Source organism: Maribacter aestuarii (assembly GCF_027474845.2).
Lineage (GTDB): Bacteria > Bacteroidota > Bacteroidia > Flavobacteriales > Flavobacteriaceae > Maribacter > Maribacter aestuarii.
Window position 1 is genome coordinate 621,518 of the sequence record NZ_CP107031.2, and the last position, 22,461, is coordinate 643,978.

General features: G+C 38.8%; 25 protein-coding genes and 1 pseudogene. 16 read left to right on the forward strand and 10 right to left on the reverse strand.

Annotated elements, in window-relative coordinates:
* Positions 1-6: 6 nt before the first annotated feature.
* Both pyrE and N8A89_RS02680 read left to right on the forward strand, forming a co-directional pair.
* Positions 7-648 (forward strand): orotate phosphoribosyltransferase, encoded by a 642-nt coding sequence (pyrE, locus tag N8A89_RS02675; RefSeq protein ID WP_281540858.1) that lies wholly within the window; start codon positions 7-9, stop codon positions 646-648.
* Between the two features lies 1 nt (position 649).
* The gene (locus tag N8A89_RS02680) at positions 650-1,042 is read left to right on the forward strand and encodes an SRPBCC family protein (protein ID WP_281540859.1); all 393 of its coding nucleotides are present in this window, start codon (positions 650-652) and stop codon (positions 1,040-1,042) included.
* A 199-nt stretch (positions 1,043-1,241) separates the two neighbouring features.
* Here the strand turns inward: N8A89_RS02680 and N8A89_RS02685 are convergent, their stop codons facing one another.
* Complete coding sequence (locus N8A89_RS02685) at positions 1,242-1,769, reverse strand: biotin--[acetyl-CoA-carboxylase] ligase (RefSeq protein WP_281540860.1); 528 nt, start codon at positions 1,767-1,769, stop codon at positions 1,242-1,244.
* Positions 1,770-1,861: 92 nt separating this feature from the next.
* Here N8A89_RS02685 and rsfS point away from each other — a divergent pair, with 92 nt between their 5' ends.
* From rsfS to N8A89_RS02715, 6 genes are all read left to right on the forward strand, one after another.
* Entirely contained in the window at positions 1,862-2,239 is a 378-nt protein-coding gene (gene rsfS / locus N8A89_RS02690) for a ribosome silencing factor (protein ID WP_281540861.1), read from the forward strand.
* A 100-nt stretch (positions 2,240-2,339) separates the two neighbouring features.
* Complete coding sequence (ftsH, locus tag N8A89_RS02695; protein ID WP_430682067.1) at positions 2,340-4,265, forward strand: ATP-dependent zinc metalloprotease FtsH; 1,926 nt, start codon at positions 2,340-2,342, stop codon at positions 4,263-4,265.
* A gap of 118 nt (positions 4,266-4,383) precedes the next feature.
* Positions 4,384-4,917 carry an LUD domain-containing protein gene (locus N8A89_RS02700; RefSeq protein WP_347343949.1) on the forward strand — a complete coding sequence of 178 codons (534 nt, stop codon included), beginning with the start codon at positions 4,384-4,386 and terminating at the stop codon, positions 4,915-4,917.
* Position 4,918: 1 nt separating this feature from the next.
* Positions 4,919-5,722 carry a phosphatidate cytidylyltransferase gene (locus tag N8A89_RS02705; protein ID WP_289644883.1) on the forward strand — a complete coding sequence of 268 codons (804 nt, stop codon included), beginning with the start codon at positions 4,919-4,921 and terminating at the stop codon, positions 5,720-5,722.
* Entirely contained in the window at positions 5,712-6,395 is a 684-nt protein-coding gene (locus tag N8A89_RS02710) for a phosphatidylserine decarboxylase family protein (protein ID WP_289644884.1), read from the forward strand. The genes N8A89_RS02705 and N8A89_RS02710 overlap by 11 nt, the downstream gene beginning before the upstream one ends.
* Positions 6,370-6,639: an acyl-CoA-binding protein gene (locus N8A89_RS02715; RefSeq protein ID WP_281540862.1), complete on the forward strand. Its 270-nt coding sequence runs from the start codon at positions 6,370-6,372 to the stop codon at positions 6,637-6,639. Before N8A89_RS02710 ends, N8A89_RS02715 begins: the two co-directional genes overlap by 26 nt.
* 3 nt (positions 6,640-6,642) lie before the next feature.
* Here the strand turns inward: N8A89_RS02715 and N8A89_RS02720 are convergent, their stop codons facing one another.
* The 8 genes and pseudogenes from N8A89_RS02720 to N8A89_RS02755 form a co-directional block, all read right to left on the reverse strand.
* The gene (locus N8A89_RS02720; RefSeq protein ID WP_281540863.1) at positions 6,643-7,407 is read right to left on the reverse strand and encodes a creatininase family protein; all 765 of its coding nucleotides are present in this window, start codon (positions 7,405-7,407) and stop codon (positions 6,643-6,645) included.
* Between the two features lie 4 nt (positions 7,408-7,411).
* Entirely contained in the window at positions 7,412-8,683 is a 1,272-nt protein-coding gene (locus N8A89_RS02725; RefSeq protein WP_281540864.1) for a sterol desaturase family protein, read from the reverse strand.
* A gap of 12 nt (positions 8,684-8,695) precedes the next feature.
* Positions 8,696-9,289, reverse strand: a complete 594-nt coding sequence (locus N8A89_RS02730) for a hypothetical protein (RefSeq protein WP_281540865.1) — start codon at positions 9,287-9,289, stop codon at positions 8,696-8,698.
* Positions 9,290-9,425: 136 nt separating this feature from the next.
* A complete protein-coding gene (locus tag N8A89_RS02735; RefSeq protein ID WP_281540866.1) occupies positions 9,426-9,563 on the reverse strand; it encodes a lmo0937 family membrane protein in 138 nt (45 codons plus the stop codon).
* A gap of 170 nt (positions 9,564-9,733) precedes the next feature.
* Complete coding sequence (locus N8A89_RS02740) at positions 9,734-10,402, reverse strand: leucine-rich repeat domain-containing protein (RefSeq protein WP_281540867.1); 669 nt, start codon at positions 10,400-10,402, stop codon at positions 9,734-9,736.
* A 132-nt stretch (positions 10,403-10,534) separates the two neighbouring features.
* A complete protein-coding gene (locus N8A89_RS02745; RefSeq protein WP_281540868.1) occupies positions 10,535-11,419 on the reverse strand; it encodes a dienelactone hydrolase family protein in 885 nt (294 codons plus the stop codon).
* A 38-nt stretch (positions 11,420-11,457) separates the two neighbouring features.
* Complete coding sequence (locus N8A89_RS02750; RefSeq protein WP_281540869.1) at positions 11,458-11,973, reverse strand: PepSY domain-containing protein; 516 nt, start codon at positions 11,971-11,973, stop codon at positions 11,458-11,460.
* A 137-nt stretch (positions 11,974-12,110) separates the two neighbouring features.
* A pseudogene (locus tag N8A89_RS02755) lies at positions 12,111-14,740 on the reverse strand (valine--tRNA ligase).
* 191 nt (positions 14,741-14,931) lie between these two features.
* Between N8A89_RS02755 and N8A89_RS02760 the strand changes: the two are divergent.
* The gene (locus tag N8A89_RS02760) at positions 14,932-15,327 is read left to right on the forward strand and encodes a DUF1573 domain-containing protein (protein ID WP_430682069.1); all 396 of its coding nucleotides are present in this window, start codon (positions 14,932-14,934) and stop codon (positions 15,325-15,327) included.
* Between the two features lie 45 nt (positions 15,328-15,372).
* Here N8A89_RS02760 and N8A89_RS02765 read toward each other — a convergent pair whose 3' ends face one another.
* Positions 15,373-16,752, reverse strand: a complete 1,380-nt coding sequence (locus tag N8A89_RS02765; RefSeq protein ID WP_281540870.1) for an aspartyl protease family protein — start codon at positions 16,750-16,752, stop codon at positions 15,373-15,375.
* A 101-nt stretch (positions 16,753-16,853) separates the two neighbouring features.
* On the opposite strand from N8A89_RS02765, the gene N8A89_RS02770 reads away from it, so the two are divergent.
* The 7 genes from N8A89_RS02770 (at position 16,854) to lipA (ending at position 22,434) form a co-directional block, all read left to right on the forward strand.
* Entirely contained in the window at positions 16,854-18,044 is a 1,191-nt protein-coding gene (locus N8A89_RS02770) for a pyridoxal phosphate-dependent aminotransferase (RefSeq protein ID WP_281540871.1), read from the forward strand.
* Entirely contained in the window at positions 18,044-19,060 is a 1,017-nt protein-coding gene (gene murB / locus N8A89_RS02775) for a UDP-N-acetylmuramate dehydrogenase (protein WP_281540872.1), read from the forward strand. Before N8A89_RS02770 ends, murB begins: the two co-directional genes overlap by 1 nt.
* Positions 19,061-19,266: 206 nt before the next feature.
* Complete coding sequence (locus tag N8A89_RS02780; RefSeq protein WP_281540873.1) at positions 19,267-19,827, forward strand: RNA polymerase sigma factor; 561 nt, start codon at positions 19,267-19,269, stop codon at positions 19,825-19,827.
* Complete coding sequence (locus N8A89_RS02785; protein ID WP_281540874.1) at positions 19,827-20,585, forward strand: anti-sigma factor; 759 nt, start codon at positions 19,827-19,829, stop codon at positions 20,583-20,585. Before N8A89_RS02780 ends, N8A89_RS02785 begins: the two co-directional genes overlap by 1 nt.
* 72 nt (positions 20,586-20,657) lie before the next feature.
* A complete protein-coding gene (locus N8A89_RS02790; RefSeq protein WP_281540875.1) occupies positions 20,658-20,867 on the forward strand; it encodes a membrane or secreted protein in 210 nt (69 codons plus the stop codon).
* A 28-nt stretch (positions 20,868-20,895) separates the two neighbouring features.
* Complete coding sequence (locus tag N8A89_RS02795) at positions 20,896-21,453, forward strand: RNA polymerase sigma factor (protein WP_281540876.1); 558 nt, start codon at positions 20,896-20,898, stop codon at positions 21,451-21,453.
* A 105-nt stretch (positions 21,454-21,558) separates the two neighbouring features.
* Complete coding sequence (gene lipA, locus N8A89_RS02800) at positions 21,559-22,434, forward strand: lipoyl synthase (RefSeq protein ID WP_281540877.1); 876 nt, start codon at positions 21,559-21,561, stop codon at positions 22,432-22,434.
* Positions 22,435-22,461: the final 27 nt, after the last annotated feature.

Consider the following 22,461-nt stretch of genomic DNA (forward strand, 5'->3'; position numbering starts at 1 on the left):
TGCGTCATGGTTTTAGACAAGAACACCGCTAAAAAAACAGCAGAACTTCTGTTGCAAATTAATGCAATAAAATTGAAACCCGAAAATCCGTTTACATGGGCGTCGGGATGGAAATCCCCCATATATTGTGACAACAGAATCTTACTTTCTTATCCCGTAATTCGCAACTATATTAGAGAGGAAATGGCCAAACAGGTAGAATCGCTTTATGGCAAACCAGATGTCATTGCAGGGGTCGCTACAGGTGCGATAGGAATTGGGGCCTTAGTGGCGGACACCATGGGCTTGCCGTTTATTTATGTAAGACCGGAGCCCAAGTCACACGGAAGGCAAAATCAGATTGAAGGTCGGCTGGAAGCCAATCAAAACGTGGTAGTCATAGAAGATTTAATAAGTACTGGTAAAAGTAGTCTTAATGCCGTAAACGCACTTAAAAAGGCCGATGCCAATGTTAAAGGTATGCTAGCGATATTCACCTATGAGTTTGATACCGCACAAAAGAATTTTGAGGAATCTAACGTTGAGCTACATACACTAAGTAGCTATGACTACCTCATTGAACAAGCATCGGAAACAGGATATATAAAGGAAGAACAGCTTAAAGCTCTAATGGAATGGAGAATCAATCCTTCAAAATGGTTACAATAATATGTTTATAGAAACACCAAAAACATCGGTTGCGAAAAGCGCCGAAGAAACCTTTAATTTTCTAAGTGATCTCGCCAATTTTGAAAAATTGATGCCTGAAAATATAGATAAGTTCGAAGTTTTGAACGAGAACAGATTTTTATTCGCACTCAAAGGAATGCCAGAAATCGTTTTGGAAAAAAAGGATCAGATTCCCCATAGTATGTTGATACTCGGCGCAGCAAGTGAAAAACTTCCATTCACATTAACCGCGGCAATATCTCCTTCAGGAAGTACCTCTAGCGAAGTGGTGCTTAGTTTCGCAGGTGAGTTTAACGCTATGATGGCTATGATGATAAAAAATCCGATAACCAATTTTATCAATACATTATCCGATAATCTAGGTAAAATCTAAAATAGTAGTTTGACTTCTTTTAGGCCAAACTTTACACTTGTGTCATCTTCTAATTTCACATTCAATTTGCCATTAGGAGTAACACCTGAGATAATTCCGCTAAAGATAGAACCGTCTGGTTTTTGAAAAGTGGACGCCATGTCTTTTCGGAACAGGAGCTCCTCATACTTCGAGATGAGCTGAAGTTCGTTTGCAACTTTTACTTGGGATAAAAAAATTGAAGTTTTCCGATCAATTTCTGTAGTAAAGTTTCTAAATGCAGTTCCTGCTTTAATTCCTTTTTTATCGAAGTTGCCCTAAGCCGTTCCGGAAAAACAGTTTGGTTCACATTTAGCCCAATCCCTATGACAGATGACTTCACTTCCTGCCCGTTTAGCACATTTTCTATCAGAATTCCACAAACTTTTAACGTACCTGACAGAATGTCGTTAGGCCACTTAATTTTAACGCGTGGTAAATTAAGTTCGATGAGGAGGGAATAAACGGCCAGTGAAACACAAATACTTATTAAAAATTGGTGCTGCGTTTTTAACTCCAAATGTTTTTTTAAAACACTAAAAGTAAGGTTATTACCCTTCTCGGACTCCCATAATGCGTCTCTTTGACCTCTCCCCCTAGTTTGATTTTCGGTAACGACCACAGTGAAATCTTGTAAATTTTCTTTTCGCATCAATCGCTGCAAAAAGGTGTTTGTGGACTCCGTGGCACTAAGTTTGATTATTTGCATAGGGCTAATGCTTGGCAATCTTTAATCTATTGTTAAATACTAGACCTAAAAGAACAAAAAAATAATAACTTTGTAGAAATTAAAATTTTTGAATGCAGAAAGGCAAAGCTAGTGCAGATGAGTTAATTGCATTAATTTTACAGGGAATAGAAGATGTCAAGGGACTTAATATAAATTTACTTGACCTCAGGGAAATTGAAAATACAGTTTGCGATTACTTTATCATTTGCAATGGTACTTCTAACACGCATGTTAATGCAATAGTCGGTTCTATCCAAAAAATAGTCAGCAAATCAATTAAAGACAAACCGTGGCACATTGAAGGCGAAGACAATGCCGAATGGGTGCTTATGGACTATGTTAATGTAGTAGTGCATGTGTTTCAAAAGCAGATTAGGGATTTCTATGATATTGAAGGTCTTTGGGGTGACGCAAAGTTCACGACCATTGAAAGTAGCATTAATCAATAAAAAATAAAATGGCGAAAGATAATAGTACAACTCCTAAAAACCAAAATTCAGTTCGTGGTGGATCTATGGATTAGTTGCAGTGCTGCTGATTGGTTTTCAGGTGTTCAATAGTGATAATCTTGCGAGTACGGAAAAAACGACTACTTCCGAATTACAGGAATATTTAAGGAATGGTGATATCAAAAAAATTATGATTATCACCAATACCAACCAGGCTAAGGTATTCCTAACGGATGAGGCACTTGCTAAGGATGTTCACAGGGACGTCAATGATAAGTCTTTTCTTCCTACTACGGGTAGTGTGCCACAGTATACCTTGGATTACGGCGACCTCCAAATTTTTCAAAATGAGATAACTGAAATCAAAAAGGAAAACAATTTAGATACCATCGTGGAATTCGGAAAAGAATCCACGGCTATTTTGGACTTTCTTTTATCCTTATTACCATTTGTACTTATCATTGGAATTTGGATTTACCTTATGCGCAGAATGTCCGGTGGCGGAGCTGGTGGCGGAGGAGGCCAAATCTTCAATATCGGTAAATCAAAGGCAAAGCTTTTTGACGAAAAAACCGATACAAGAACCTCATTCAAAGATGTTGCAGGTCTTGAAGGTGCAAAGGAAGAAGTAGAAGAAATTGTTGAGTTTTTGAGGAATCCAGATAAGTATACCTCCTTAGGTGGCAAAATACCAAAAGGAGCGTTGTTAGTAGGACCTCCGGGAACCGGTAAAACTTTATTGGCAAAAGCTGTTGCAGGAGAAGCTAAAGTACCCTTTTTCTCACTTTCCGGTTCCGATTTTGTTGAGATGTTCGTGGGTGTTGGTGCGTCCCGTGTGAGGGACTTGTTCAAACAGGCAAAGGATAAATCACCTGCTATTATTTTTATTGACGAAATAGATGCTATTGGTAGGGCCAGGGGAAAGAATAATTTTACAGGTTCTAACGATGAACGCGAAAATACGCTGAACCAATTGTTGACCGAAATGGATGGTTTTGGGACCAATACGAATGTTATCGTGTTGGCCGCTACGAACAGGGCGGATGTACTAGATAAAGCTTTGATGCGTGCCGGTAGATTTGACAGGCAGATTTATGTTGATCTTCCGGATATTAGGGAAAGAAAGGAAATTTTTGAAGTACATTTAAGACCGATCAAGACTGCAGAAACCTTGGATTTGGACTTTTTAGCAAGGCAAACACCAGGATTCTCCGGTGCGGATATAGCCAATGTTTGTAATGAAGCTGCATTGATTGCGGCAAGAAAAGAGCAGAAATCCGTAAATAAGCAAGACTTTTTAGATGCCGTGGATAGAATTGTTGGCGGTCTTGAAAAGAAGAATAAAATAATTACTCCAGGAGAGAAAGAAACAATCGCTTACCATGAGGCCGGGCACGCAACTACAAGTTGGATGCTGGAGCATGCCGCTCCCTTGGTAAAGGTAACTATAGTGCCCAGAGGCCAGTCCCTTGGCGCCGCTTGGTACTTACCGGAAGAACGTTTAATTGTTCGCCCGGAACAAATGTTGGATGAAATGTGTGCCACTATGGGTGGAAGGGCTGCAGAAAAAGTAATATTCAACAAAATATCAACTGGAGCTTTGAGTGACTTGGAAAAGGTAACAAAACAAGCCAGGGCCATGGTAACCATTTATGGTCTTAATGACAAAATTGGAAATTTAACATACTATGATTCCTCTGGACAAGATTCTTACGGATTTTCAAAACCTTACAGCGAGGAAACTGCAAAGACGATAGATCAAGAGATTTCCAAAATAATTGAGGAACAATATCAACGTGCTATAAAAGTATTAACGGATAATAAGGATAAACTTACTACGCTTGCTGAAAGATTATTGGAGAAAGAGGTTATCTTTAAGGAAGATTTAGAAAAAATCTTTGGCAAAAGAGCTTTCAAAAAGGATCTTTTAGAAGAGGAAGAAAGAAAAACGGAGACATTAGCTGCTAAAGACTCGGAAAAGAAGAAAAAATCTGAGAAAATAAATTCATCGGATGAACCGTTGTAAAATTTAGCAAGTATAGGAAAAGGAATACTTCATAATCATAAATGGGCTTTTTAGACATTTTATTTGGTGGTGGTAAAAAAAGGTTTCGAAAGAAACCGCGGAGACTCGCGGCCAGCACATGCCAGATTTGAATATTCCTGTTGATGAAAAGTTTACCATTCATTTTAAACAGAACGGTGGCAAATTTATCTACTGTGTCTCTTCCGAAGAAATATCCGATGCGCTGAGCAACATAATTATAGAAAATGGTTGGCAAGATCAATCTTTTTTCGCCATGGACAACCGATTGGTTCAAAAATTCAGTCAGGAGGATATTGTCTTCACTGAAAAATCAAAAGAAAGCGAAGTATTCTTTACAACCTGTGAGCATCTGGTAGCGCAGAACGGGTCTATATTAGTTTGTTCTAACCAGTTGAACGAAAAAAAATTGAACGAACTACCTAGTAACGTTGTTGTTTACGCCACCACAAGTCAACTCGTGGAATCTATTGGCGAAGGACTAAAAATTATTAAAAAGAAATATGGTCCAAAAATACCTGCCAACATCACTACCTTAAAACATTTTAAAGCAACAAAAGAAAATTCTGATGATTTCCTAACTTACGGAAGTAGTACTAAAAATCTTTATCTTTTACTTCTGGAAGATTTATAGTATGAAGGAAGTTTTAAGAAGAGCACTTACAGGGGCGGTTTATATCATTTTATTATTATCCGCCGTTTTCCTCAGTACAGATGCCTTTGATTTTCTTTTCATGACATTTGGTCTAGCTTGTTTATACGAATACAAACGCCTCGTTAGCTTAAAAGGCTATCACATATTTGCGGCTTACTTGGCTATTTGGTGGGCCTTTATATACTTCGTAAGTGACCAAATTTTGATAAATATTCTTATGGTAATAACTATAGGAATTGATATTGCACTTTTATTTTATCTCTATTCTAAAAAAGAGAAATATTTCACGAAACTTCACAAATTCATTATAGGTCTCTTTTATATAGGAGGTGGATGCATTTTTCTTACCATGATTCCATATAAAAACGATGCGTTTGCCAAACTCTTGATTATGGGTATCTTCATTCTCATATGGGTCAATGATTCTTTTGCATATTTGGTGGGGAGAAGCATTGGCAGGACAAAATTATTCCCTTCGGTTTCTCCAAAAAAAACCATTGAAGGAACCGTGGGAGGTTTTATATTTGCACTAGTAGCGGCCTATATAATGGGAACCAAGGAACCGATAATAAGTCCTTGGCAGTGGATGATTCTTGCTGCAGTGATCGTTGTAGCCGGTAGTTTTGGGGATTTGATAGAATCTAAATTTAAACGTATGGCCGGAGTAAAGGATAGTGGGGCAATATTGCCTGGTCATGGTGGAATGTTAGATCGCTTGGATAGCCTTGTTTTTGCTGCGCCCTTTGCCTACTTAACTTTAAATATTTTTAGCTATGTTTCATAAAGAGGGTCAAAAAATCATATTGACTACTTTTTTTCTGGTTGGCTTGGGAGTTCTTCTAGCGCATTATTTTATTAATATTCCTTGGCTCAAATTATCGATTCAAATATTTGGCGTGGTTTTGTTACTTCTTGTCCTACAATTTTTTAGAAACCCAAAAAGGATAACGGCCAAAAGCTTTGATGAGATATTGTCTCCCGTAGATGGCAAGGTAGTAGTAATTGAAGAGGTTGAAGAAAATGAATATTTTCAAGATAAACGCAAGCAAGTATCCGTTTTTATGTCCCCTACGAACGTGCACGTAACGCGATACCCGGCGAGTGGTTACATCCGTTACTCAAAGTATCACCGTGGAAAATATTTGGTGGCTTGGCATCCCAAATCTAGCGAGGAAAATGAGCGAACAACCGTAGTTGTTCGCACGCCTAAGTTCGGAGATATCCTATATCGGCAAATAGCAGGTGCAATGGCCAGACGCATTGTTAACTATGCAGAAGAAGGTGAGAGTGTTCAGCAGGGAGATGATTCAGGATTTATTAAATTTGGTTCAAGAGTAGATTTATTTTTACCCTTAGATTGCGAAATTAATGTAACGCTGAATCAAAAAGTGAAAGGGGCACAAACATGTATCGCATCATATGTCAATCCTAATGAAAAAGAAGAAGCTACTTATTGATTTTCAGGAGGCCGTTGAAATCGTTAATAATTATGAAAGACCGATTCCAGCAGATTTGTTGCTTAAACTATATGCATATTATAAAATTGCCAACGAAAATTTTGACCATCCCGGGAGTAAGACTCCATTAATTAATGCTTTTAAGGCCAATGCGCTCATACAGGCCAAAAACATAACCGGGGACCAAGCTATGAAGGCATATATAAAATTGGTCAAATCTGAACTTAGCCGTCTATCGCCCTAGTCACTACTCATATAAATCGTCCAAATCTGCCTTACAGAGCGAGGTATAAAATTCGCTTAACTTCAAACAGATATCATTATAAAATCTTTTCCCCTTTTCAGCTGAGGCAAATTCTGGATTACCTACACCCGTATCTACGGTAACTTTAGACCATTGACGTTCTGACCAGGCCCAACCCTCATTTAATGTCTGTATCCTGAATTTCTTGGCTTTACCACTCCCCCAGTCTCCTTTGGGCAGCACAAGATTCGGATGCAAATGAAGCATTAAACTGGTTTCCATTTCATCCGCATGATCACCTTTTTCTTTAAAGTATTCAGCTTTATCCACCATTTGTGGAAAGAAGCAAAAACTGATGAACATTTGTGGAAATTCCAGACCCAACTCCCTAACTAATGGTTTAAAGCCGTTGCCGCCGTGTCCATTAAAAATTAGCAATTTGTGTATTCCCTGTCGGTTCAAAACAGTTATAATATCCCTTAATATGGCCAATTGCGTACTAGGGTTAATATTGATATCCAGATAAATATCATGCTGTCCTGTATTTACTCCAAAGGGAATTGTGGGTAAAACAATTACCTTGCTCCCACTTTCCCATGCTATTCTAGCAGATTCTGCGACGATGGAGTCCGCTTGATAATTATCCGTTGCATATGGTAAATGATAATTATGGGCTTCCGTGGCACCCCATGGAAGAATTGCTAAATCAAAACGGGAGTCTTTCAGTGCCTTCCAATTGGTTTCAGCTAAAATATAGGGTCTAATCATTTTTCTAATTTATAGTAAGGCTATCGTGTAAAATCGATTTATTCTTAAAAGTAAAGTAAACTGCTCCCAACAAAGTGATTAAAAAATAAATAATAATCAAAAGGCTTCCCTGTTGGAAATAGGAATTCAAGCCAAACCAATCCCCGTTTAGAACTATAAATACTATTCCAGCCACGCTTCTAGTAATTTCAACCCAGATGGCATATGGAGCACCATCCATTAAACTGGTATACCCATAAATACCCAGAAATACAAAACCTCCAAAGAGGAAAAGCGACTCTAGCCCTATTTGTGAATAGTTATAAAACATGAAGAGCAACATGCCGGTCGTAAATAGTAATTGAAAAATAATATAAGCATTGAAGAGCTTGGAGCTTGGGGTAGCGTAACGCTCAAAATCATAGACATTTTCAATAATCGCAACCGGATACTTTTCTTTAACGTCCTCTGGTCGCCAACCAGTGGGCATAAACCAAATTCTCATTTTATCCCAATAACTCTTCGTACGCCATGCATCCTGCATTAATCTCCAAACGTGTTGAAAATTGATATGAATAGGGTTCCACGTGGCGGCAGGTTTCAATACTCCATACTGAGGAGGCACCTCGTCCAACTCTTCTTGAAAAGTTCCAAACCACCTATCCCAGACACATAATAACTGTCCCAGATTTTTATCGATATATTCTGGATTGATTGCATGATGTACCCTATGTTGGGACGGTGTAACAATTATGTATTCTAGCCATCCCATTTTACCAATGTGTTGCGTGTGATACCAAAACTGTGCAAATAAGTGCACAGGAGCTAAAACAGCAATAACCTCATTAGGAACGCCCACTAATGCAGCGGGCAGTAACAAAAATGGAAAATAACCCAAAAGATTTGAAATGGATTGCCGCAGCGCACAGGCCAAATTAAATTCCTCACTGCTATGGTGTATTACATGTTGATTCCAAAAGAAATTGATTTTATGACTCAATCGATGGTTCCAATAACCCGCAAAATCTATAACTACAAATGCGATTACCCAAACTACCCAGGTGTTTTCAATTTCATAAATGGCTAAATGCTCCAGAAGGTAGGGATAGGTAATAATCACAACGCCTATTCCAAGAGAATCCTTAATAATGTTTGTGAGCCCTGAACTTATACTGGATACGGAATCCAGCACCTTATGCTTTTGATTTTTTACAAAATGACCGTAGGCGATTTCCACTCCTAAGAGCAGCATAAAAAACGGGATAGCATAGAGCAATGCAGTTGCATAAGTTTCCATGGAACCTTAAATCTAATTGAACGGCCCTACCATTATATGTGCTCGAAATGTTCCTGGATCCATCAACCAAGGCATTCCTTTGGCGTGGGGCTTGTCCGGCAATCCAGTTGACTCCGTAGTAGCAAAGGGCGTATATATGACGTAGCGGAACTGGCCGTCCCCTAGTTCTCCCGTTTCGTCATCGTAGGCCTCTTCACTGCCATAATAAATATAGGTCATGCTAGGTTCCTTGGGCATTTCCAATATGCCCTGGGCAACTTCCATTCCCCTTATCTCCCGTTTTTCCTTAAAGTTTTTTCCCTCAGCGGTAAGCTCCCTGCCCCTCTTCATAAACGGCTCCAATTTTTTAGAATAGCAGGATACACTTATACCTTCTTTCTGAGGATCATCGGCCAGACATATTAAATTATTGCTGCCCTCTCTTAAAACTATCAATTCCCCCTCGTTATTATACCCATATACCATTGCTTTATCTTTTTCTGCTTCAGGAGCTGGTAAGACGGCAGTTTTTATTTGAATTTCTGCAGGAAGAATATTTAAAATCTTTTCTTGAGCCTGCATAATGGCCCCAATTAAGAAAAGTCCCAATAAAGCTTTATTTCTCATACAAGAAGGGTTTTCATAAAGATATGAAACAATAATGCTCTGTACAATTAAGAAAGACTCGGAAGTTGGAAAAAGAAATCCCATGGTTTAGGCTTTAAAGTCTTAACCATGGGATGATCAAATATTTTAATATGGACTATAAGGGCTTACGTCCAGAAATTACGTTGTATAGAATCACTATTACCGCGATAACCAAAAGAATATGGACCAAACTCCCTGTTGCTAGACCAGGAACTATACCTAAAATCCAAATAATTATACAAATAACGGCCACTAGCTACAAAAGACTTCTCATACTATTAGTTTTTATTGGTTAATAAGAAGAAAGAATATAAAATATGTGAATACCCCGTGTCCTCTAATGACCTAATTACTGGCTCTATAAGATTTATATTATATGGATTTTTATTAGTTTGTCCAAGACGTAAAACTGAGAAGACCAAACTAGTTGCATACCAATGCAAAAATATCCTCCACATCTTTTGTCCATTGATCAGGTATGCTTTCCAATTGAAACTCATTTACTTTTATACATGTCAAAGGGTTTTCTTCAATTGAAAATGTATTTAATTGAAAAGCATTGGGAACATTAGATATGTCGATAGCAGAAATGGCATTATTGGCCAAACTCAAAACTTGTAGACCGGTATTGCTTGTAATGTCCAAGGAAGTGAGGTTATTATTAAAGGCACTCACTTTCTCCAAAATAGAAGAAGCAGGGAGACTTAACGAGGTCAATCCATTATCTTCAATGAAGATGAACTTCAACAGTATATTGGACGAAACATCAAGCGATACTATTTCATTATCGTTGACCCAAAGGTTATCCAAAGCCTTAAAATCTTGAATTCCAGATAAATCGGTTAGACCCTTATCATTAAGCACCAAAGAATTAACCTCAGCGATATCGGCGGTTATCACGGTGCCATCTACAACATCATCGTAGCCAAGTTCTACTAAAGCTTGTTCAAAAGCAGCATCAGTAATGTTTGTCCTAGGGGCAGTTGCTTGAATTAAATCCTCATCAGAATTCATAGAACTGTCCATGGAATCGGTAGAACAGCCTAAGCTTAAAATAACTAAGACAATTGTAAATATAAATGTAGACCTCATGTTTTTCTTTTTTATAGCGTCTACAAAGTTACTGGAATTTAATAAATAGTTAAGACAGGCTAATGTAGAGCGTTTTAGGGCAAAACAATTCCTACAAATTAACCTAGTGATTACAAAAAAATCGAATTATTTTCAACTGAGATGTTTTTTGAAAAAATCCATGGTCCGACCCCATGCCAATTCAGCGGCCGGCTCATCATAGCGTGGTGTGCTTGTATTGTGAAATCCATGATTTACATCGGGATAGGTAAATTCCTGATAGGATTTACCGTATTTCTTCAACGCTTCCTCATAGGCAGGCCAACCTGCATTCACGCGTTCGTCCAGCCCGGCGTAATGAAGCATTAGAGGAGCATTTATTCGGTCTATATTCTCCGTAGGTTGCCCTCCATAAAACGGAACGGCAGCGGCCAACTCGGGCACCCTAACGGCCATCATATTCGAAATCCATCCGCCAAAACAGAATCCTACCACTCCTATTTTTCCGTTGCAATCCTCATGTGCTTTCAAATAGTCAAATGCAGCTATGAAATCCTCCAACATTTCGTTACGATCACGGTTTCTTTGCATTGTCCTGCCCTCATCATCAGTACCCGGATAACCACCTAAGGGACTTAAGGCATCTGGTGCCAATGTTATAAAACCTTCCAACGCAGCACGTCTTGCCGTATCTTCTACATATGGGTTGAGCCCACGATTTTCATGGACTACTACAATACCACCCAGTTTTCCGTCAAATTTTGCGGGTTTGGACAGAAGCCCTTTGATTTCACCGCCTCCCTTTGGAGAATTATACGTGATAAAGCCACTTTCCAATCTAGGGTCTTGTTTATCCACCAAGAAAGTATCCTTATAATTAGGCATTAAAAAACTCATTAATGATGCAACCGTTACACCCCCTACCGCGTATAAGGAGAGTTTCTCCATGAATTCCCTTCTTTGCAGTTTGTTGTGCGCGTAGGCATCATAGAGATCGAAGACTTCTTGTTTTATTTCCTCTTTTCGTAATTCTTTCATGATGTTCTTATCAAATTTTATATGATAAGATACAAAACTTAGAGATACAAGAGCACAAATACAAGTATCATTCCTGCTGCCGTAAAATAAAGACCTTTCTTAAAAATCGTCGTATTGGGGAGGAACATCCAAAATGAAGAAAGCACAAAAAATAAAAGGGACAAACCGAAGAATATATTCAAAAAATAAAGTGGATCGGCAGATTTAGCTTTATGCAAATGCGTCATTTTATCCAAAACCAAGGGTAAACGCTTCGTTGTAAATTCGGCCATTCCAGTATTCGTGTTGTATGTACCATTTTCAAAGCTGGCGATTTCTCCTTCGCTTTTCTGAAATTTCAAATTTCGAATTTTCAATGCTTCGCCAACTTTTTCCTGAGTGAGACCGATTTCCAATTGCTTTTCATTCTTGTATTCGTTCTTTAAAAAATCGGTGTCTCGAAAAATTAAGATGATACCACTAAGGGCATAAACGGCCATAATACCTGCAAGAAAGAACCCCAAATACCTGTGGTAGGTACGCATTTTATTGGAGCGTTCACGTTGTTTTTTCATTATTTAGAATCATTTTAAACAAAGAACGTAAAATCCTATATTTCCAACAAGAAGAAATTAAAATTTAAATAAAAAAATATGTAAAATAGTTAATTAATTAATCCAAGATTCGAATAGATAATACTTGTCCTTCTGACTTATTGTAGACTTGCTAAACTTTTTTCCAAGGTTTCTATCTTGGCTTCCGCATCCGCTTGTTTTTTTCGCTCTATGGCAATTACCTGTTCCGGGGCATTGTTCACAAAACGCTCGTTGGACAATTTCTTTTGAACGGAGTTCAAAAAGCCCTTTGTATATTGTAACTCCTCTTGAATTTTTGCTATTTCAGCCACCACGTCAATGGCGCCACTAACCGGTATGAAATACTCGTTACTTTTTACCCTAAAGGTCAAAGCACCGTCCACAGGACTATCTACGTAATTAATTTCCGATAAATTGGTAAGTTTAGCGATAATTACGTCCCAATCCCTAGTGACATTTTCCTCATTCAATAAAGAAAGTTCCAACGTCTCCTTCATGGGAATATTCTTCTCTTTGCGAACCGTACGAATACCCGAAATAACCTCGGCTGCGAATTCAAATTCGGTTATCAATTGCTTATTGTGCTTCGTTACTTTTGGCCATTGCGCAACGACCAAAGCCTCCTCTGGTGTCCGTTTGGCAACATGTTGCCAAACCTCCTCTGTAAGAAATGGCATAAAAGGATGTAACAGCTTTAAATTCTGCTCGAATAAGTGAAGGACCGCATAGAACGTAGTATAGTCAATGGGTTGTTGATAGGCAGGTTTAATTATTTCCAGTAGCCAAGAGCTATAATCGTCCCAAACCAGCTTGTAAATGGTCATCAGCGCATCTGAGATACGGTACTTACCAAAATGATCTTCAATTTCGGCTAAAGTCTGATTTAATTTGGCGGTATACCATTCAATTCCAAGCTTGGAGGCTTCAGGCTGCGGTATGTCTTTGACCTCCCAACCTTTAATTAATCGGAATCCGTTCCAGATTTTGTTGGCAAAATTCTTGCCTTGCTGGCATAAGTCTTCATCGAACATTAAATCGTTTCCGGCCGCAGAACTCAATAAAAGCCCTACCCTAACGCCATCGGCACCATAATTATCAATGAGTTGTAAGGCGTCCGGAGAGTTTCCTAAGGATTTGGACATTTTTCTTCGTTGTTTGTCCCTCACTAAGCCGGTAAAATATACATTTTCAAACGGACGTTCTCCCCTGAATTCATATCCTGCAACTATCATACGAGCCACCCAGAAAAATAAGATATCCGGTCCGGTTACCAAATCATTGGTCGGATAATAATAATTAACCTCTTCATTATCAGGTTCCAAAATTCCACCGAAGACACTTATGGGCCAGAGCCACGAAGAAAACCAAGTGTCCAACACATCAGAATCCTGACGCAGGTTTTCCACTTTAAGATTAGGATTTTTGGATTTAGCTATGGCCAATTCCAGCGCATCCTCCGGCGTTTCAGCCACCACAAAATCGTCTTGACCGTCCCCAAAATAATAAGCCGGTATTTGTTGACCCCACCAGAGCTGTCTGGAAATATTCCAATCCCTAACATTTTCCATCCAATGCCTGTACGTGTTCTCGAATTTTTTAGGATAGAGTTTTACATCCCCGCTTGTTATTACCGCGTCCAATGCAGGTTTCGCCAAATCCTCCATCTTTAAAAACCATTGATCGGAAAGTTTGGGTTCTATTACTGCCTTGGTGCGTTCAGAGGTCCCTACTTTATTTACATAATTTTCGGTCTTGACCAAGAATCCTTTCTCTTCCAGTTCCCTTGCGATTTCTTTTCTAACGGCAAACCTATCTTTTCCCTCGTAATGCAAACCAAAACTGTTCAGCGTTGCGTCATCGTTAAAAATATCGATAGTTTCTAGCTGATGCTTTTCCCCCAAAGCCTTATCATTGGTATCATGTGCGGGTGTTACTTTTAAACAACCCGTACCAAATTCCATGTCCACGTATTCGTCCTGGATAATAGGTATAACACGGTTGGCGATAGGGACAATTGCCCTTTTACCCTTCAAATGCTGAAAGCGCTCATCATTAGGATTGATACATATTGCAGTATCTCCCAAAATGGTCTCTGGCCTCGTCGTGGCTATAATTACTTTTTCATCAGAATTTTCAATTTCATACGCCAGATAGTACAATAAGCCCTGTCTTTCCTCATAAATCACTTCCTCATCGGATAAGGTTGTCTGTGCCTCGGGGTCCCAATTCACCATGCGATGACCCCTATAAATCAAACCTTTGTTAAAAAGATTTACAAAAACTTTGATAACCGAGGCTGACATATCGTCATCCATCGTGAATTTTGTTCTGTTCCAGTCGCAGGAACATCCCAATTTTTTCAACTGTTCCAATATAACCCCCCGTATTCGTCGGTCCAATCCCAAGCGTGCTTTAAAAATTCTGCCCGTGTCAAATCGGATTTTGAAATCCCGTCTTTCTTCAGTTTAGCAACCACCTTAGCTTCCGTAGCAATAGAGGCGTGGTCCATTCCTGGCACCCAACAGGCGTTTTTCCCCATAAGGCGAGCCCTTCTTGTCAAGACATCTTGAATCGTATTATTGAGCATATGTCCCATGTGCAATACCCCTGTCACATTGGGTGGAGGAATAACAATAGTGAAAGGCTCACGGTCATCTGGCTTAGAATAAAAATATTCGTTATTTATCCAGTAGTCATACCATTGACTCTCTACACGTTTGGGGTCATATTTTGATGGAATTTCCATTTTTGGAATAGTTTTTGAACACAAAGGCTTGAAGAACAAATAGGGCTGAAAAGATATGTTAAAAGGACCTTTTCAGCAGTTTTGAACCCCATATTAAATACGAAACAAAAATAAGTAACGTTAGAGTATAAGAAAAGGATTTTGAGGTTCATCTGAAAAGATTTAATTTTGAGGTCCACCCAAAACTAAAAATGATGAAAAAAATAGTACTTGTATTATTTGTAGGTCTACTTGGATTAAGTGTAACAGCACAAGATACGGCCGCTAAAATTGAATTTAAAAGTGAAACTGTAGATTACGGTGAAATCGCTAAAGGTTCCGACGGCATTCGCATCTTTGAGTTCACGAATACCGGAAATGCGCCGTTGATTATAAGTAAAGTAAGTTCCAGTTGTGGTTGTACCATTCCTAAGAAACCGGAAGATCCGATACTACCTGGAAAAAGTGGTGAAATTCAAGTGAAGTATGACACGAACCGTGTTGGTCCAATTAGAAAGGCGATTACGGTTATTTCCAATGCCGATACTCCAACCAAGGTCTTAAAAATTAAGGGAGAAGTAAAGGATTCCGGCACCGGAACTAAATAATAGGAAAGAAATTATAAAAATAAAGCCCGAATTTTTCGGGCTTTTTTATTTGAACAAATCCTTTAGAACAAAGCTGAACAGTAAATCTCGATTATAGCGCTCTACCAAGACCTTAACACGTTTCCCTTGGTTATCATTAAGCATTTGCATGACCTCTTGCAGTTTGTACCTATGAATTCGCTTCCCGTTTACAGCCAAGATTATATCTCCTTCCATTAGTCCCGCAGAATGGGCCGGACTACCCGCACGTATCGCAGAAACTACAATTTCTGGAACTAGGCTAATTTTTGTCGCATTCTGAAGAATGATTTGAACATCACCATAGGTACGCTCCTCATTATAAACTACCCCATTTGTACTCGCAATACGTTCGGAGACATAACGCATCCCGGCATGCTGTAAGTCAATTCCACTAATATTATAATGAAAGGGCTTTTTAAAATTGGCGTTTTTCCTAAGCGTTATTTTCTCGTTTGGATAGTCAAAAATAATATTGAACCGTTTCAAAATTTCTCCTCCTAAGCTTCCGTTTCTATTACCTAAATCCTTGATAGCGTTGAAGGTCAACATATCTGGAAATGCAGCCTTGGCATCTTCCAAGTCAAAAGTTCCAATCTTAATACGGTTAACTTTTGTGCGTTTGCCATAAATATCCCCAGCGAGTCCTTTTCCGAGAAAATCCTCGTAGTATTTTTCCGGTAACTTTATACGTTCGTCTTCAAATAACCAAATGGCATCACTACTCCCCGTATCCAAGAGCATCTTAACCTTCAATTCCGAATTATCCTTTAAATCGATACTGGCATTCAGATAAGCCTTCCTGGCAACTAATGAAATATCCAAGGTTTGTGCTTTTCTATGCGGTTTGTAAACATAGGATTCTGGGTCAAAAAACTTTATAGTTTTGGTGCCGTAATTTACATCTACTATAAAATCCTTAAAAAGATCATATCCGATTATGCCATGGATTGGAATACCCAAACTGGGCGAAAAATTAATATTCGCGTCCATAACCACAAATAATTTTTGAGAGGGATTTTTCATACTTCCAAGCCTGAAGAAATTACCGGTTGAGCTCAAAGCACTTATAGCCTCCCCGTCTCCTAGTCCATTTATAGTGATTTCCGAAACATTTCGTAATTGAATGGAATCTTGATCGGTCAAATTAAACAAAATGGGCGTGCTGACCCCAGAATCCAAAACAAAGGACAGTTGCGTTCCATTGACCTCCAGTGGAATTACAATTAAATTATTGATGAGCTCAAAATTGAGCTTTTCATACTTTACATTATATGGAATGGAAAACTGTTGTCCCTGCATCGCAATGGGTAGCATGAACAATACTATTAAGACCGTATGTAGAATATTTCTCAACATTACCTTTCCTAATGGACTAACTTTCTTCAAGTTACGACTTTTTCTCATTCATTTGTAAGTTTTAACATCTCTTTCAGTAAAGTAAATAAAAGCCTCTATTATTGTACGAACGGTAAGGATTTCCCACTTTTGTGTAAAATAGAAAGTAAATGCCGTCAGTTTCCAAAAAAGGGCAAGCCATGCCCCAATCCCCCATCAGAAAATTAGTTCCTTTTGCAGAGAACGCTAAGAAAAAGGGAGCAAAGATAATTCACCTCAACATTGGTCAGCCTGATATAAAAACACCTCAAATTGCCTTAGATGCAGTAAAGAACAATACACTCTCCGTACTTGAATACAGCAGGACGGAAGGTTCGGAATCATTTAGGGAAAAGGTCGCAGGATATTATGCAAAAAATGCTATTCATGTTGCTGCCAATGATATCATCGTAACAACCGGTGGCTCTGAAGCTTTGTCCTTTGCCATGGGCAGTATTGCCGACACCGATGATGAAATTATCATTCCCGAGCCATTTTATGCAAATTACAACGGCTTTGCAACCGCCTGTGGGATTAAAGTGGTTCCAGTCGTTTCTAAAATTGAGGACAACTTTGCGCTACCGCCAATTGAGGATTTTGAACAGCTGATAACTCCAAGGACCAAAGCGATTTTAATATGTAACCCCGGTAACCCTACTGGTTACCTTTACAGTAAGGAAGAAATTCAAAAGCTTGCCCGTATCGTTAAAAAACACGACCTCTATTTGATAGCGGATGAAGTATATCGTGAGTTTACCTATGACGACAGGGAACATTATTCTATTTTACAGGAAGAAGGTTTGGACGAACATGCTATCATTATAGATTCCGTATCCAAGCGATACAGCATGTGTGGCGCACGCATTGGTTTTCTAGTATCAAAGAACAAGGAGCTCATTGCAACCGCCTTAAAATTTGGTCAAGCACGTTTGTCCCCTCCAACATATGCCCAAATAGCGAGCGAAGCGGCATTAGAAACGCCACAAAGCTATTTTGACGAGGTAAAAACGGAATACGTAGCCCGAAGGAACCTTTTAATAGCTGAACTGGAGAAGATAGAAGGGGTGAAAGTTGCTCGTCCGCAAGGTGCATTCTATTGTATTGCAGAGTTACCAATACAGGATGCAGATGATTTTGCACAATGGCTACTTGAGGACTTTCGGGTTAACGATGAAACCGTAATGGTGGCACCAGCGGCAGGTTTTTACGCAACGGACGGTCTTGGCAAGAATCAAATAAGAATCGCCTATGTCTTAGATCAGGATAGTCTTAAAAGGGCCGTATTCATTCTAGGTGAAGCTCTAAAAAGCTACATAGGCTAATGAAAATTATAGAGGATTTTTCACTTAAGAACTATAATACCTTTGGTATAGCTGCTAAGGCGCGTTTTTTTGTGGAAATTACTTCTATAGAGGAACTTATCAAGGTTTTAAAGTTTCAAGATTATCCCAATAAATTTATACTCGGCGGGGGAAGCAACATGTTGTTGACCCAAGATATTGACGCCCTAGTAATTTATGTAAACATCAAAGGGATTCGGGTAGTTGAAGAGGATGAGAATAGCATTGTTTTGAAAGCGATGGCCGGTGAGAATTGGCATCAATTGGTATTGTGGACTTTGGACCATGGCTATGGCGGATTGGAAAATCTATCCTTAATACCGGGTAATACCGGTACGGCACCCATTCAAAATATTGGGGCTTACGGAGTAGAATTGAAGGACAGGTTCGTTAGCTGTGAAGCTTTACACAAGGAAAATTTAGAATTGACAACTTTTTTCTTGAAGGATTGTCAATTTGGTTATCGCGAATCGTTTTTCAAAAATAAAGGAAGGGATACTTACGTGATTGTTTCTGTCAGCTTCAAACTATCGAAAAAGAATCATGAGATAAATAAAAGTTACGGTGCAATTGAACAAGAATTGCATAAGGATAATATTGAAAATCCTACGATAAGGGACATTTCTAACGCGGTAATCGCCATTAGAAACAGTAAATTACCAGACCCTAAGAAAATCGGAAATAGCGGAAGTTTTTTCAAAAACCCGATAATTTCAAAAAAAGAATTCGAAAAATTTATGGAGGAACACCCCGAAGCACCCTTTTATAAAGTTTCTGAAAAGGAATATAAAATTCCTGCGGGATGGCTTATAGAGCAATGTGGTTTTAAGGGGAAACGTTTTGGGGATGCCGGAGTGCATAAAAACCAGGCCTTGGTGCTAGTCAATTACGGGAATGCCACCGGTGCTGAAATAATGGACTTGGCATTGAACATTATAGATAATGTCAAAATCAAATTCGGGATTATGATTGTTCCGGAAGTCAACCTAATAAAATAACCCTCGTAATAAGAATCACGAGGGTTATACCAAACCAAACTAACCAAAAACTAAGTGAACAGTTACCAGCTGTGCACTTATGAGATTTATATTTTTAGATAACGCCTCTTTAACAATCAATTTTATAAATTAGCGTTTATTGATATACGGTTCAACTAAGCCTTTTGGATCTTTGGAGCCAAAGAGATTTGGTTCATCTGTTACTTATGAGCACACTACTTGAAAAACATATAGTGGAACTACTGCAGGAGCGAAATGAAAAGGCCATTTCGTTGTTGTACGATAACTATGCGGATACGTTACTGGGCGTGGCCAACAAGGTAGTTCGTGACCCTGAACTGGCCCAGGATGTTGTACAGGAGAGTTTCATTAAAATTTGGAAAAAAGCAGACTCCTATGACCCATCAAAAGCTAAACTGTTTACATGGCTTTTCCGTATAACCAGAAATACGGCTATTGATAAATTAAGGAGTGTCAACACAAAATCCGATAAGGAAATCCAAATAGATGTTTCTGACGTATATAATTTAGGAGTTGATAGTATCAGGCCAGAGTTCATGGACGTACAGGAGAACTTGGATAAGATTGAAGATAAATATCAAATAGTGCTAGAAGCATTATTTTTTCAAGGGATGACACAACAAGAAGCCAGTGATGAATTGGACATACCCTTGGGAACGATTAAATCCAGACTTAAAATTGGACTCAGGGAACTCCGTAAGATATACGGCCCTGCAATGATTCTACTTCTATTAAATGTAATGTGATGAAAGAAAAAATAAAAACATTCTTGGATTCCGACCTTTTGGAAAACTATTTATTAGGTGATACAACGGAATTAGAATCGCTTCAAGTAGAGCGCTATATCGCTATGTATCCAGAAGTAAGGGATACCTACAATGAACTTCAGGAAAACTTGGAGACATTCGCTAAACTGCACGCCATAAAATCACCCGAAGGTCTAAAGGAAAAGATAATTTTCAGAATACGCTCTGAGCGCCAAGGAAGGAAAAAATTCTTCAGATATGCCATTGCGGCTAGTTTTGCAGCAATAATGTTCGCCAGTTTCTCGTATTTCTTTTGGGATCAGAACCAAGACCTTCAAGAAGAAAATATTATGGTGAGCAATAAAATAAAGCTCCTTGAAGAGGATATGAAGCAGCAATTGGAGGATGTGCGAAACCAATTCATTGTTTTAAATAATCCAGGAACTAAAAAATATAATGTTAGCGGGAATAAAAAAGCAAAGGAACTTAAAGCCGTAGCTTATATTAATCCAGTTAAGAAATTATCTTATATAAACGTAAGTAAATTACCTAATCTTCCGGAGGACCAGTGTTTTCAGATGTGGGCAGAAGTTAATGGCGAAATGATCAACTTAGGAATTTTAGAGGAAGCTGGAGACGGTCAGAATCTTAAAGCTCTACCTTATGCGAAAAATGCCGTGGGCTATATAACTATAGAACCGAAAGGTGGAAATACTAATCCGACGGTGGACAATATCGTAGCAAACATCTCTTACTAACGTAATATTTAAACAAGTCTTAAAGCCCCTAATTGGGGCTTTATTTTTTTATCTTTGTACAAAATCATAGTTATGAAATTAGTTTTGTTGACCATTGGACTTTTGGCAGTTGCTTTTGCAGGAATAGCCATTAAGATATGGTCAAAAAAGGATGGGAAGTTTGCAGGCACCTGTGCCAGTCAGAGCCCATTTTTAAACCAGGACGGTGAAGCATGTGGAATGTGCGGTAAAATGCCCTACGAACAGGACTGCCGTCAGGAATTATCTTCTGAAGAGGGATGATTTGAAAATCTTATTTTAAAATTTCTTTTTGAATAAAACCGAAAGTATAGAGGAAACCATCAAAAAGGCCAAAAAAGGTAATCAACTAGCCTTTAGTCGCCTTTTGGATACTTTTTGGAACGATGTTTACGGTTTTCAGCTGAAACGTACTGAAAATGAAAATGATGCCGAGGACATAACCATACAAACCTTCTCCAAAGCATTTGATAAGATAAGCACCTATGACGAATCCTATGTTTTTAAAACGTGGTTAATAGCTATCTCAAAAAACATTCATATCGATTTAGTGCGCAAGCGGAAAAGAAACCTTTTCAATGACCGTGGAAACGGCGATGCGATTAAAAAAGTATTGGACGATGCTCCCTCTATGGAAGATAGACTCATACAAGAACAGAACCTCGCCAATTTGTTACAGGATATTAAAAAGTTAAAACCCCACTACCAAGAAGTAATTAACCTTCGGTTTTTTAACGAGCTTAGTTATTTAGATATGGCGGATTCGCTCAATGAGCCGGTAAACAACGTTAAAGTAAAACTACTTCGTGCGAAAAAATTATTGGCCGAAATCATAAGAAACAGAAGGTAATTAGCTGCTGTACATCAAATTCGTTTTTCCTCAAAACCTTCCTGTTATCATCAAAGTCCAAACTATAGCTTCCTCAATTTAGTTCGTATATTTGTAAAAAAAAGTATGTCCGTAGCGATTAAGGAAAATGTTGCGCCACCTAAAGGCAAGCCAAAATGGCTTAGGGTCAAACTTCCTACAGGTAAAAAATACACGCAATTACGTGGTTTGGTCGAGAAGTATGACCTTCATACCATTTGCACCTCAGGTAGTTGCCCTAATATGGGCGAATGTTGGGGAGAAGGTACGGCCACTTTTATGATATTGGGTAATATTTGTACCCGATCTTGCGGTTTCTGTGGTGTAAAAACAGGAAGACCGGAAAATGTGGATTGGGCCGAGCCTGAAAAAGTAGCGCGCTCCATCAAGATCATGGGGATAAAGCATGCCGTGGTTACGTCTGTTGACCGTGACGACCTAAAGGACATGGGGTCTATCATTTGGGCAGAAACGGTAAAGGCCATCAGAAGAATGAATCCTGCCACTACACTTGAAACACTTATTCCAGATTTTCAAGGAATAGAAAAGCACTTGAATCGTATTGTAGAGGTAGCTCCCGAAGTTGTTTCCCATAACATGGAAACTGTAAAGAGATTGACAAGGGAAGTTCGGATACAGGCCAAATACGAAAGAAGCCTAGAAGTTTTAAAGTATTTGAAAGTAAATGGTATAAATAGAACCAAGTCCGGAATCATGCTCGGATTGGGAGAGTTGGAGGAAGAGGTTATAACTACTTTGGAAGATTTACGAAGCGTGGACGTTGATGTGGTGACCATTGGGCAATACCTACAACCTTCTAAAAAGCATTTACCGGTAAAAGAATTTATTACACCGGACCAGTTTAATAAATATGAGGAAATTGGTTTGGAAATGGGATTCAGACATGTTGAAAGTGGTGCTTTGGTAAGATCTTCATATAAAGCCCACAAACATATTCTTTAAATCTTAAGCCAAAAAGGGTCCCATTTC